Origin of the sequence: [Actinomadura] parvosata subsp. kistnae (assembly GCF_900323885.1) — a bacterium.
Taxonomy (GTDB): domain Bacteria; phylum Actinomycetota; class Actinomycetes; order Streptosporangiales; family Streptosporangiaceae; genus Nonomuraea; species Nonomuraea composti.
The window spans coordinates 754,246-767,255 of record NZ_OOHJ01000018.1 but is presented as its reverse complement, the minus strand read 5'-3'; the positions used below and the strand labels follow the sequence as shown (position 1 = coordinate 767,255).

Sequence of the window (13,010 nt, the reverse complement as noted above, 5' to 3'; positions counted from 1 at the left end):
GCTCCTTCACGCTCCGTTCCGCGCGGCCAGGCCGGTCGCGAGCGGGAAGGAGACCCGCACCGACAAACCGCCATCGGGCCGGGCCAGCGCGGAGAGGAGGGCGTCGTGGGCGGCGGCGATGGCGCGCACGATGGACAGGCCCAGCCCGTGGTGGCCGTTGCCGCGCACGGTGCGATCCAGCCGCTGGAAGGGCTCGAGCAGGCGCTCCACCTGGTCGGGCGGGATCACCGGCCCGGTGTTCAGCACCGAGACGACGGCCCAGCCGTCGGTGACGCCGGTGGTGACCTCGACCCGGCCGCCGGGCACGTTGTACCGCACCGCGTTGTCGACGAGGTTGGCCACGAGGCGTTCGATCAACGCCGGGTCCCCCGAAGCCAGGGCGGGCGAGAGAGCGGGCAGGAGCCGCAGGTCGCCGGCGGCGGTCGCGCGTACCACCCGGTCGGCGACCGCCGCCAGATCGACGGGCTGCCGGTGGGCCAGCCCGCCCTCGCTCTCGGCCAGGGTGAGCAGCGACTCCAGCAGGCGCCCCTGCTGCTCGCTGATGGACAGCAGCCGGCCCATCGTGGAGCGCAGGGAGTCGGCGTCGGCGCCGGCGTCGAGCAGGGCCTCTTCCAGCAGCGCGTGCTCCACGGTGAGCGGCGTGCGCAGCTCGTGCGCCGCGTTGGCGACGAAATGCTTGTGCGCGTCCAGCGCGGCGTGCAGCCTGCCGAGCAGCCCGTCGACGGTGTCGGCCAGATTCCTCAGCTCGTCGCGGGGGCCTTGCAGGGCGAGCCGTTCGTGGATGTTGCGTGCGGAGATCCGCCTGATCGTGTCGTTCATCGTGCGCAGCGGCCGCAGGACCCGCCCGGAGATCAGCCAGCCGATCGCGAACGAGATGATCGTCATGATGGCGAACGCGATCATCGACTGGATCAGCAGGTCCTGGATGAGGGCCTCGTTCTGCCGCTGGACGTACTCGCGGGCCTGCTCGGCGACGCTGAGCGGAGGGATGGGCCCCTGCCGGCCGGGCTCCAGGGTGCCGTAGCGCAGCGACGCGGCGTTGCGCCGGGAGTTCCAGACCAGCAGGAACGTGATGGTGAGGAGCACCGCGCTCGACGCGGCGAACAGCACCCCGTACAGGAGGGTCAGGCGCAGCCGGACCGTCCGGGGGGAGGTGATGAACCGCAGGGAAGCCAGCATTTCCCCCATCGTAGGGACCTGCGGCGGACGGCGCCCCCGTCCGGCATGGAGATCGGCTCGCGGGACGAGGACGGCGACACCGCCGTCCTCCAGGCACTTCCCCTCCGCCGCCCGCGCGGCAGCGGTGTCCAAGTGCGGCGTTCGCGCGGTTGGACGACTCGTGGACAGAACGCGCCGCCGTGGACGATGGGTGCCGCCACGGACAACCGGCCATGGGGGAGACATGGGACAGGTCATGATGACGGCGGGACCAGGGGGGTGATGGTGCGTGGCGGCGACGATGCCGAGACTGCCCGGATCCGCCCAGGGACGGCGCGCCGGACGCTTGCCTACCTGCGGCCCTATGGCCGGTCGATCGCTGCCTTCGGCGTCATCGCCGTGGTGGAGGCGGTCATCGTCGTCGCGACGCCGCTGTTGCTGAAGGCGATCGTGGACGACGGGATCCTGAAGAACGACCTGGCGGCGGTGGCCCGGCTGGCCGCCGCCGTCGCGGGGCTCGCCCTGATCGAGGCGCTGGCGCAGCTCGTGCTGAGCCGGATCTCCGGCCGGATCGGCCAGGGGGTCAGCCATGACCTGCGGGTCCAGGCCCACGACCACGTGCAGCGGCTGCCGCTGGCCTTCTTCACCCGCACCCAGACCGGGGTCCTGTCCAGCCGGATGCACACCGACATCGTGGTCGCCCAGCACGCGTTCACCCAGGTGCTCATGTCGGCGACCGCGGCGGTCACGGTCGTTCTCGTGGCGGCCGAGCTGTTCTACCTGTCATGGCTGGTCGCGGTCGTCACCCTGCTGCTCATTCCGATCTTCATGGTGCCGTGGGCCTACGTGGGCCGGCGGCTGCAACGCCACCAGCGGCGGCAGATGGAGCTGCAGAGCGGCCTGGCCGGGCTCATCCACGAGCGGTTCAACGTGCAGGGCGCGATGCTCACCAAGCTCTTCGGCCGGCCCGCCGAGGAGTCGGCCGACTACGCGGATCGGTCCGAGCGGATCCGCCGGATCGGGGTGACCGTCACGGTGTACGGCCGGCTCGCGTTCATCATCATGGCGCTGCTGGCCTCGCTCGCCACCGCGGTGGTCTACGGCGTCGGCGGCGGGCTGGTGCTGGACGGCGCCTTCCAGCTCGGCACCCTGGTGGCGCTCGCCATCCTGCTGGGGCGGCTCTTCGGCCCGATCACCCAGCTCTCCGGCATGCAGGCGGGCGCGCTGAACGTGCTGGTCAGCTTCGACCGGGTGTTCGAGCTGCTCGACCTGAAGCCGCTGATCACCGAACGCCCCGGCGCGATCGCGCTGCCGCCCTCCGGCCCGGCGCCGGACATCGAGTTCGAGGACGTGCGGTTCCGCTACCCCCGGGCCGACGAGGTCTCCCTGGAGTCGCTCGAAGCGAACGCGCATGCCGTCGCCGAGCGCGCGGACGACAGCCCCGAGGTGCTGCGCGGGGTCGGCTTCCGGGTTCCGGCCGGCACGGTCACCGCCCTGGTCGGTCCGTCCGGCGCGGGGAAGACCACGCTGACGCACCTGGTGTCCCGGTTGTACGACCCGACGTCGGGTGCCGTGCGCCTCGGCGGCCACGACGTCCGTGACCTGACCTTCGAATCGCTGCGCCGCACGGTCGGCGTGGTCTCGCAGGACTCCTACCTGTTCCACGACACCATCCGGGAGAACCTCCGCTACGCCCGGCCGGACGCCACCGAGCAGGAGCTGGTCGAGGCCTGCGAGCGCGCGCAGATCTGGGACGTGATCAGATCTCTGCCGCGCGGGCTGGACACCGTGGTCGGCGACCGCGGATACCGCATGTCGGGCGGGGAGAAGCAGCGGCTGGCCATCGCCCGGCTGCTGCTCAAGTCACCGTCGGTGGTCGTCCTCGACGAGGCCACCGCGCATCTGGACTCGGAGTCCGAGGCGGCGGTCCAGCGGGCCCTGGTGGCCGCGCTGCAGAGCCGTACGGCGCTGGTGATCGCGCATCGGCTGTCCACCGTCCGCGAGGCCGACCAGATCCTCGTCATCGACGACGGCGGGGTCCGCGAGCGGGGCACGCACGAGGAGCTGCTGCGGGCCGGCGGCCTCTACGCGGCCCTCTACCACACCCAGCTGAACGGGAACGGGTCGGCGAACCACCAGGCGGTGGCGTTCGAGGAGACACGATGAGCGTGATACCTGTTGACGAGATCGAGGGGGTGCTGGCGGCTCAGCCCGGTGTACGGGAAGCCGCCGTGGCAGTGCGCGCGGGCCGCCTGATCGGTTATGTGGTCGCCCACGCGGAGCTGGATCCGGCACGGCTGCGCGACCGGCTGTCCGAGGTGCTGCCCGGCCACCTGGTTCCCACGGTGATCGTGCCGCTGGAGGCGCTCGACCGGCAGGCGTTGCCCGAGCCGGACGCCTCCGGCGGCGGCGCGGCCCCGCAGGCGGCGGACCCGGACGTGGAGCGGGTCTTCCGCGAGCTGTTCGCGGAGGTTCTCGGGGTGCCCGGGATCGGGGCCGGCGAGCGCTTCCTCGAGCTGGGCGGCGACTCGATCCTGGCCATGCGCGTGGCGGCGCGGGCCGCCCGGCACGGCCTGATGGTGACGCCGGCCCAGGTGATGACGGAGGGGACGGCGCCTCGACTGGCCGCCGTCGCCGGACGCAGGGAGACGACCCCGGCGGAGACGCGGCCCCTGGTCGAGCTGTCCGCCGAGGACGCGGCGGAGCTGGCGGCCGCCGTGCCGGGCCTGGCCGAGGTGTGGCCGCTGTCCCCGTTGCAGGAGGGCCTGCTGTTCCACTCCGAGAGCTCCGACGCCTACCAGGGCCAGTGGATCGTGGAGCTGTCCGGGCTCGTCGACGTGCCGCGGCTGCGCGCGTCGTGGGCGGAGGTCTTCGCGCGGCACGCGGCGCTGCGGGTCTCCTTCCACCGGCTGCCGTCGGGGAGGGCCGTCCAGGCCGTGGCGGACGGCGTGGCCCCCGACTGGCGTGAGGTGGATCTGACCGGCGCGCGCGATCAGGACGCCGCGGTGGCCGAGGTGATCGCCCGGGAGCAGGCGGAGCTGCTGGACCTGTCGAAGGCGCCGCTGACCCGGCTGGTGCTGATCCGGCTGCGGGAGGATCTGCACCGGCTGCTCGTCGTGCACCATCACATCGTCACCGACGGCTGGTCGGTCGCGGGAGTGCTCAACGAGGCGGCCGAGGTGTACGCGGCCGGTGGCGACGCTGCGCGGCTCGGCCCGGTGACCTCCTACCGCGAGTATCTCGCCTGGCTGGCCGGCCGGGACGCCGACGCCGCACGGGAGGCCTGGCGCGCCGAGCTGTCCGGCCTGGACGAGCCCACCCTGGCCGGCACCGGCGGCACCGGCGGCACCGGCGGCTCCGGCGGCTCCGGCGGCTCCGGCGGCGAGAGCGTCTACAGCGACATGATCGTCCCCGCGGCACTGCGTTCGAGCCTGCTGGACTTCGCCCGTGCCCGCGGGCTCACCCTCGGCGTGATCATGCAAGGCGCCTGGGGGATCGTCCTGTCCCGGCTGGCCGGCCGGAACGACGTGGTCTTCGGCACGGTCGCGGCCATCCGTCCCCCCGAGCTGCCCGGCGTGGAAGGGATGCTCGGGCTGATGATGAACACCGTGCCGGTCCGGGTCCGGCTGCGCGGCGGGCAGCCGGTCGGCGAGCTGCTCGCGGAGCTGGCAGAACGGCAGGCGCGGCTGATGCCCCACCAGCACCTGGGCCTGGCCGAGATCCAGCGGGCCGCCGGGCCGGCCGCCGGCTTCGACACCCTGCTGGTCATGGAGAACTACCCGCGCGACTTCACCGGCGCCTACCGGTATCTGGGCACGGTGGAGGCGACCCACTATCCGCTGACCATCGGCGTCGTGCCGGGCGAGGAGCTGACGCTGCGGCTCGCCTACCGGAAGGGGGCGTTCGACGCCGGTGTCGCCGGGTCCCTGCTGGAGCAGCTTCTCGGCGTGCTGGCCGGCATCGTGGACGACCCTCTGGTGGGCCGGCTGGGCCTGCCCGGGGCGGAGCCTCTCGATCAGCCGCTTGACGAGCCGCCTGCCGAGCAGGCGGCGGAGCCGCTGCCGGTGCTGGTCGGCCGGGCGGTGGCGCGCGACCCCGGTGCGGTGGCCGTGACGGGCCGGGACGGCGAGCTGACCTACGCCGAGCTGTGGGATCGGGCGACGGCGCTGGCAAGGAGCCTGGTGGCGCGGGGAGTGGGCCCGGAGTGCCCGGTGGGCGTGGTCGCCGAGCGATCGCCGGAGCTGGTGGTGGGCCTGCTCGCGGTGGCCCTGGCGGGTGGCGCCTTCGTCCCGGTGGATCCGGAGTACCCGGCGCCGCGGGTGGCGGGCATGCTGGCGGACGTGCCGGTCGTGCTGTGCACCCCGGAGACGAGGGACGTGGTGCCGGCCGGCCCCGAGGTCGTCGGGATCGGCACGCGCGGGCCGGCTGGGGACGGGCCGCTGCCGCGGGCGGCCGGCGGGAACGCGGCCTACGTCATCTTCACCTCCGGATCGACCGGAACCCCGAAGGGGGTCACCGTCTCGCACGCGAGCCTGTCCCGCTTCATCGCCTTCCGCCGGGAGAGGTACGGGATCGACGCGTCGAGCAGGGTGCTGCAGCTCTCGTCGCCGAGCTTCGACGTCGCGATGGGCGACATCTGGCCGACGTTGTGTGCCGGCGCGACCCTCGTGCTCGGGCCGGCCGGCCGGTTCTCCGGAGAGGAGCTCGCCGACCTGATGCGGGAGCGCCGGGTCACGCACGCGATCATGGTGGCCGGCATCCTGGCCCAGCTCCCGGACAACGACCTTCCCGACCTGCGGGTCATCGTGATCGGCGGCGAGGGCGCGAGCGACACCGCGGTGCGCCAGTGGTCGTCCAGGGTCGAGCTGGTCAACGAGTACGGCGTGACCGAGGCGACCATCACCTCCACGGTCACCGGCGCGCTGACCGGGGCGCCCGCACCGCCGATCGGCCGCCCGATCCCGGGTTGCCGGGCCTACGTCCTCGACGCGTTCCTGCGGCCGCTGCCCGCCGGGATCACCGGCGAGCTGTACCTGGCGGGGGCCGGTGTCGCCCGGGGTTACCGCGGGCGCGCCGCCCTGACCTCGGAGCGATTCGTGGCGGTGCCGGGCTGGCTGCCCGGAGCGGTCGCGGGCGAGCGGATGTACCGGACGGGGGACCTGGCCCACTGGACCCCGTCGGGCGAGTTGATGCACGCGGGCCGGGCCGACGGCCAGGTCAAGGTGCGCGGGCACCGGGTGGAGCCCGGTGAGATCGAGGCCGCGCTGATGACCCACGAGTCCGTCGGGGCGGCCGTGGTGACGGTGCGGGAGGTCCAGCCCGGCAGGCGGCACGTCATCGGCTACGTCGTCCCGGGGAGCGCGGCGCCGGACCCCCGCCTCCTGCGTGAGCACCTCGCCGGCAGGCTCCCGGAATTCATGATCCCGGCGGCGATCGTCGTGCTGGCCGAGCTGCCGCGGACGGCCAACGGCAAGGTGGACCGGGAGGCGCTGCCCGCACCGGACTTCACCGGGTCGGCGTCCGGCCGCGAGCCCGCCACCGCGCTCGAACGCCTCCTGTGCCGGCTGTTCGCCGAGGTCCTCGGCCTGCCCAGGGTGGGCCCGGAGGACGGCTTCCTCGAGCTCGGCGGTGATTCGATCACCTCCATGCAGCTCGCGGCGCGCGCCCGCCGCGAGGGTCTCCTCCTCACCTCGGCGCAGGTCTTCACGGCGAAGACCCCGGAACGCCTGGCGCGGTCGATCGACGGCGACCCGTCTGCGGCCCCGGCCGCCGAGCCGGCGGGCGCCGACGGCGTCGGCGAGATCCCACCGACTCCGGTGCTCCGGAGGTTCGGCGACGGAGCGCTGGGAACGACGTTCGCGCAGTGGGTGGTGCTCGACGCTCCCGGCGGCCTGACCCTCCCGGTGCTGACTCGCATGGTGCGCGCGGTGCTGGCGACGCACGACATGCTGCGGGCCTCGGTGACGGACGGGCGCCTGGTGGTCCCCGCCGTCGGCGCCGTCGAGGCGAGCGACCTCATCACCCGGATCGAAGCCGGCGGAGACCTCGACGCCCGGACGGCGCAGGCCGTACGGGAGGCCCGCGATCGGCTGGCCCCGGAGCGCGGCCGGATGTTCCAGGTCGTGTGGGTGACGGGCGGACCTGGCCGGAGCAGGCTGGTGCTGGTGGCCCACCATCTGGTGATCGACGGAGTGTCCTGGCGCGTTCTGCTGCCGGACCTGGCGGCAGCCTACGAAGCGGCCGCCGCCGGCCGGGAACCGGTGCTGGAGCCGCCGGCCATGTCCTTCAGGGCCTGGTCCACCCTGCTGGCGCGAGAGGCGGGCAGCCCGGCGCGGGTGGCGGAGCTGGAGTCGTGGCGCGCCGTTCTCGATCACCCGGCTCCACCCCTGGGCGAGCCGGACAGGGCGAAGGACACCGGGTCGACGATGCGGTCGCGGTCGTGGACGCTTTCGGGAGAACGGGCGGCCCGGCTGGCCGACCGCGCGCCGGCGCTCTTCCACTGCGGGATCCACGAAGTGCTGCTGGCCACGCTCGCGGGCGCCGTCGCCCGCTGCTGGGGGACGTCCTCCGTGGTGCTGGACGTGGAGGGGCACGGCAGGAAACCGCTCGCCCCCGACATGGATCTGTCGCGCACGGTCGGCTGGTTCACCAGCGTCCATCCGGTGCGGCTGTCGCTGACCGGCATCGACCTGGACGAGGCCGCGGCAGGTGGCCCGGCCGCCGGGCGGTTGTTGCTGACGGCCAAGGAGCAGGCGCGGGCCGTACCCGGCGACGGGCTGGGGTACGGGCTGCTGCGCCACCTCAACCCCGAGACCGCGCCGGTGCTGGCCGCCCTGCCGGCTCCCCGGATCGGCTTCAACTACCTGGGCAGGTTCGGCGGCTCGGGGCCCTGGCGGATGATCGGGGGCATCGGCGGGGCCATGGATCCGGACACGCCGCTGCAACATGCGATCGAGGCCAACGTGATCGTCCGGGACGGGCCTGAGTTCGACTTCATGGTGAGCTGGGCCGGCCGGCTCCTCGGCGATGACGAGGTGGAGGCACTCGGCCGCGCCTGGCTCGGCCTGCTGTCCGGGCTCGCCGACCACACGCGGGCGCCGGATGCCGGCGGCCGTTCCGCCTCCGACTTCGACCTCATCCCCCTCGACCAGGACGACGTGCGCGAGTTCGAGTCGATCGCGGCCCGGCTGACGGGCGAGGCCTGATCCCGGGGCGTCCGCCCAACCGCGCGGAATCCGCAGTTGGACGCCTGCTCGGTGACGGTCGGTAACTGGACAATTCTTGACGGTTTTGTGGAGAAATACCTAATTTCGCGGTGTTCGCAGCGCGCGACTGTACTGACTAGGGGGACGTCGATGGCCGCGTCATCACATTCCGCCGGGCCGGCCCTGGCCGAGGTCTGGCCGCTGACACCGATGCAGGAGGGCATGCTCTTCGACAGCGCGCGGACCTCGCGCGCCGTGCCGGGCGCCGCCCCCGACGTCTACGTCATCCAGCAGTCCCAGCTTATCGACGGAGCTCTCGACGCGGCCCTGCTGCGTGTCTCCTGGCAGGCCTTGCTGTCCCGGCACGCGGCACTCCGGGCCTGCTTCCACCGCGGCAAGTCGGGCACTCCCGCGCAGCTCATCCTGCGGGACGCCGAGCTGCCATGGAGCGAGCGGGACCTGTCCGGGCTGCCGGAGGAGGCCGCGCGGGCCGAGGTCGCGGCGCTCGCGGAGAAGGAGCGGAGCGCGGGCTTCGACCTGGAGGTGCCGCCGCTGCTGCGTCTCCTGCTGATCAAGCTCGCTGAGGATCGCCACATCCTGGTGACGACCGGCCACCACCTGCTGATGGACGGCTGGTCGAAGGGCGTCCTGCAGGCGGAGCTGCGGGCCGTCTACGAGGCCGGCGGCGATGCCGCGGCCTTGGCCCCGGCCGTGTCGTTCCGCGAGTACCTGGCCTGGCTGGGCCGGCAGGACAAGGAGGCGGCCCGGGCGGCGTGGCGGGCCGAGCTGGCCGGGCTCGACTCCTCCGGCTCCGCCGTGGGCGGCCTGGACGAATGGCCGCGGATGGAGCCGCCGGCCCAGGCGGAGGTGCGACTCACGGCCGAGCGGACCGCGGCGCTGACCGAGCTCTCCCGCGCGGGCGGGCTGACGTTGAACACCCTGGTCCAGGGCGCGTGGGCGCTGGTGCTGGCGCGGCTGTCCGGGCGGACGGACGTGGTGTTCGGGACGGCGGTGTCGGGGCGCCCGCCGGAGTTGCCAGGTGTGGAGCGGATGGTGGGAATGTTCGTCACCACCGTGCCGGTGCGGGTGCGGCTGCGCGGGGAGCTCCCGTTCCTGGAGCTCCTGACCGAGCTGCAGGAACGGCAGCAGGCGCTGTCACCCCACCATCACCTCGGTCTCGCGGAGATCCAGCGGCTGACCGGAGTCACCATCGACACGCTGGTCGTGTTCGAGAACTACGCCGGCATGAAGGAGGGGCAGGCTCCGGCCGGCTCGCCGGCGTTCAGCTTGCTCGACGTCGATCAGGCCACGCCGTACCCGCTGACGCTGACCGTCCTGCCCGGCGCATCCCTGGAGTTCCAGGTGCAGTACCGGCCCGCCGCGATCGACGACTCCGTCGCGCGCGGCGCCCTCGATGAGCTCGTCCGGGTCCTGGAGCACTTGGTGACGGATCCCCGCACTCCGGTGGGCCGGGTGGAAGCGATGATCGCCCCGGACGACGGTGCGGAGAGCCGGGCTGCCGGACCGGCGTCGGTCGTGGAGCTGGTCGAGGGTCGGGTGGGCCGGGCGCCGGGTGCGGTGGCGGTGAGCTGGCGTGGGGGTTCGCTGTCGTATGGGGACTTGTGGGGGCGTGCGGGCCGGTTGGCCGGGGTGCTGGCGGCGCGCGGGGTGAGCCGCGGGGTCGGGTCGCGGTGGTGATGGATCGGTCGGTGGATCTGCTGGTGGCGTTTTTGGGGGTGTGGCTGGCGGGGGCGGCGTATGTGCCGGTGGATCGGGCGTATCCGGTGGATCGGGTGCGGTTCATGCTGGCTGATGCGGGAGTGTCGCTGGCGGTGTGTGACGAGGCCGCGGCGGGGTTGTTGCCGGAGGGTGTGGAGTCGCTGGTGGTGGGCGCTTTTCCCGGTGGTGACGTGGGTGGGCTGGTGCGGCCGGGGCCGTTGGATGCGGCGTATGTGATGTACACGTCGGGGTCGACCGGGGTGCCGAAGGGGGTGGTGGTTCCGCACGGTGCGGTGGCGGCGCTGGTGGGGGATCCGGGGTTGGAGGTGGGGCCTGGGGACGCGGTGCTGATGCACGCCTCCCACGCCTTCGACGCCTCACTGCACGACATCTGGGTGCCGTTGGCGTGCGGGGCGCGGGTGGTGATCGCGGAGCCGGGGGTGGTGGACGGCGAGCGGCTGGCCGCCTACGTGGCCGACGGAGTGACCGTGGCACAGCTGACGGCCGGGACCTTCCGCGTGGTGGCCGAGGAGGCGCCGGAGTCGTTCGCCGGCCTGCGCGAGGTCGCCACCGGCGGTGACGTGGTCCCGCTTGCGGCGGTGGAGCGGGTGCGGGCGGCCTGCCCGAACCTCCGGGTCCGGCACACCTACGGACCGACGGAGTCCACGCTGTACACGACCTGGCACGTGATCGAGCCGGGTGCGGCGGTGGGTGCGGTGTTGCCGATCGGGGGCCGGTGGCGGGGCGGCGGGTGTTCGTGCTGGATGCGTTTCTGCATCCGGTGCCGCCGGGGGTGGCGGGTGAGTTGTATGTGGCGGGTGCGGGTCTGGCGTTGGGGTATCTGGATCGGCCGGGGTTGACGGCGGAGCGGTTCGTGGCTTGCCCGTGGGGTGGGCGGATGTATCGGACCGGGGATCTGGCGTATTGGACGGCCGGCGGTGAGCTGGTGTTCGTCGGGCGGGTCGATGCGCAGGTGAAGATCCGCGGGTATCGGGTGGAGCCGGGGGAGGTGGAGGCGGCTCTGGTGGCGCAGCCCGGGGTGGGCGAGGCGGTGGTGCTGGGGCGGGAAGGCCGGCTGGTCGGTTACGTGGTGGCCGGTGGGGAGGTCGACGGGCAGGAGTTGCGCGCGCGGCTGGGCCGGGTGTTGCCGGAGTTCATGGTGCCGGCGGCGGTGGTGGTGCTGGATGAGCTGCCGTTGACGGTCAACGGCAAGGTGGACCGGGCCGCGTTGCCGGATCCGGATTTCGCCCCGGCGGGAGGCGGGCGGGAGCCGCGCAGCGCGGCCGAGCGCGTGTTGTGCGAGTTGTTCGCGCAGGTGCTGGGGCTGGATCGGGTGGGGGTGGAGGACGGCTTCTTCGCGTTGGGCGGCGATTCGATCACCTCGATGCAACTGGCCGCGCGGGCTCGCCGGGCGGGTATCGCGCTGACACCCCGGCAGATCTTCGAGCACAAGACCCCGGAACGACTCGCCGTACTGGCGGAGCGGGCGCAGGAGGCGGCGCCCGGCCCTGACCCGAGGGACGAGGGCGCCGGTGAGGTGCCCTGGACGCCGGTGATGCTGGCGGCAGGGGAAGGCGCGCTGCGTTCCGGGTTCGCGCAATGGCTGACCGTGTCGGCCCCCGCGGGGCTGACGCGCGAGGCGCTGGTGAGCGGCCTCCAAGCGGTTCTGGACACGCACGACATGCTGCGGGCCCGGGTGGCCGGCGGGCGGCTGATCGTCGGCGAACGGGGATCGGTGGACGCGGCCGGTCTGGTGCGGATCGGCGAGCAGGCTCGCGGACTGCTGGACCCGATGGCGGGCAAGATGATCGGGATCTCCTGGCCGCCCGGCGAGGAGACACCGGGGCACCTGACGGTGGCCGGCCACCATCTGGTCGTCGACGGGGTGTCCTGGCGCATCCTGCTGCCGGATCTCCAGGCCGCCTGGGAGGCGGCCGTGGCCGGGCGGCCTCCGGCGCTCGACCCGGTTCCGGCCTCGTTCCGGCGGTGGGCACACCTGCTGGCCGAGGAGGCGGCGAGCCCGCGGCGAGTCGCCGAGCTGGCGGAGTGGACGGAGCTGCTCGACGTCCCCGAGCCGCCGCTGGCGGCCCTCGATCCGGCGCGCGACACCTTCGCCGGCGCCCGCCACGCTTCGTGGACGTTGCCGCACCGGACGACCGCGGCGATCCTGGAACAGGTCGCACCGGCCTACGGGTGCGGCGTCGACGACGTGCTGCTGGCCGCGCTCGCCGCTGCCGTGGCCGCCTGGCGGCCGGGCTGGACCCAACCGCTGGTGGACATGGAGAGTCACGGCCGCCATGCGATCGGCGGGATGGACCTGACGCGGACGGTGGGCTGGTTCACCAGCGTTCACCCGGTGCGGCTGGACGTCGCCGGCCTCGATCCTGAGCAGGTGGCCGCGGGCGCCCCGGAGGCCGGGCGGCTGCTGAAGCGCGTCAAGGAGCAGGCGCGGGCCGTCCCCGGCGACGGGCTGGGGTACGGGCTGCTGCGCCACCTCAACCCCGAGACCGCGCAGCGGCTGGCGGCGCTGCACGAGCCGCGGATCGGCTTCAACTACCTCGGCCATTTCGCCGGGCAGGGAGAGGTCATGGGCGGCTCCGCCGACCCCGGCATGCCGTTGCCCCACGTGCTGACCGCGGGCGCGGTCGTGTCCGGCCGCGGCGACCGATCCGAGCTGACGCTGGCCCTCACCTGGGCCGGGCGCCTGCTGCAGGACGCCGAGGCGCTCGGCACGGCATGGAAGGACATGCTGACCGGGCTCGCCAGGCACGCGAGCGAGCCCACGGCGGGCGGGCGCACCGCGTCCGACTTCGACCTGCTCACCCTCGACCAGGACGACATCGACGCTTTCGAAGCCGACTACCCGGCTGACGTCGCCAACGACCGATAGCCCAGAACCGAGCGCAGGAGACATCCATGGTCCGCTCC

The 13,010-nt window shown here is 73.5% G+C and carries 6 protein-coding genes; 5 read left to right on the top strand and 1 reads right to left on the bottom strand.

The window, feature by feature from the left end:
- Positions 1 to 6: 6 nt before the first annotated feature.
- On the bottom strand, positions 7 to 1,179 hold the full coding sequence (locus KIS93_RS23560) for a sensor histidine kinase (protein ID WP_168021507.1): 1,173 nt from the start codon (positions 1,177 to 1,179) through the stop codon (positions 7 to 9).
- Positions 1,180 to 1,440: 261 nt separating this feature from the next.
- Between KIS93_RS23560 and KIS93_RS23555 the strand changes: the two genes are divergently transcribed.
- From KIS93_RS23555 to KIS93_RS63575, 5 genes are all read left to right on the top strand, one after another.
- Positions 1,441 to 3,324: an ABC transporter ATP-binding protein gene (locus KIS93_RS23555; protein WP_186404697.1), complete on the top strand. Its 1,884-nt coding sequence runs from the start codon at positions 1,441 to 1,443 to the stop codon at positions 3,322 to 3,324.
- On the top strand, positions 3,321 to 8,363 hold the full coding sequence (locus tag KIS93_RS23550; RefSeq protein ID WP_080045615.1) for a non-ribosomal peptide synthetase: 5,043 nt from the start codon (positions 3,321 to 3,323) through the stop codon (positions 8,361 to 8,363). The genes KIS93_RS23555 and KIS93_RS23550 overlap by 4 nt, the downstream gene beginning before the upstream one ends.
- Before the next feature lie 150 nt (positions 8,364 to 8,513).
- On the top strand, positions 8,514 to 10,061 hold the full coding sequence (locus KIS93_RS63585; RefSeq protein ID WP_222107610.1) for a condensation domain-containing protein: 1,548 nt from the start codon (positions 8,514 to 8,516) through the stop codon (positions 10,059 to 10,061).
- Between the two features lie 11 nt (positions 10,062 to 10,072).
- Entirely contained in the window at positions 10,073 to 10,942 is an 870-nt protein-coding gene (locus KIS93_RS63580) for an AMP-binding protein (RefSeq protein ID WP_222107609.1), read from the top strand.
- A gap of 38 nt (positions 10,943 to 10,980) precedes the next feature.
- The gene (locus KIS93_RS63575; RefSeq protein ID WP_246005415.1) at positions 10,981 to 12,972 is read left to right on the top strand and encodes a condensation domain-containing protein; all 1,992 of its coding nucleotides are present in this window, start codon (positions 10,981 to 10,983) and stop codon (positions 12,970 to 12,972) included.
- Positions 12,973 to 13,010: the final 38 nt, after the last annotated feature.

What these genes read in the sequence shown, in the direction of transcription:
- KIS93_RS63585 (WP_222107610.1), top strand. Translation starts at nt 8,514, where the DNA reads ATGGCCGCGTCATCACATTCCGCCGGGCCGGCCCTGGCCGAGGTCTGG.
- KIS93_RS23555 (WP_186404697.1), top strand. Translation starts at nt 1,441, where the DNA reads ATGGTGCGTGGCGGCGACGATGCCGAGACTGCCCGGATCCGCCCAGGG.
- KIS93_RS63575 (WP_246005415.1), top strand. Translation starts at nt 10,981, where the DNA reads ATGTATCGGACCGGGGATCTGGCGTATTGGACGGCCGGCGGTGAGCTG.
- KIS93_RS23550 (WP_080045615.1), top strand. Translation starts at nt 3,321, where the DNA reads ATGAGCGTGATACCTGTTGACGAGATCGAGGGGGTGCTGGCGGCTCAG.
- KIS93_RS23560 (WP_168021507.1), bottom strand. Translation starts at nt 1,179, where the DNA reads ATGCTGGCTTCCCTGCGGTTCATCACCTCCCCCCGGACGGTCCGGCTG.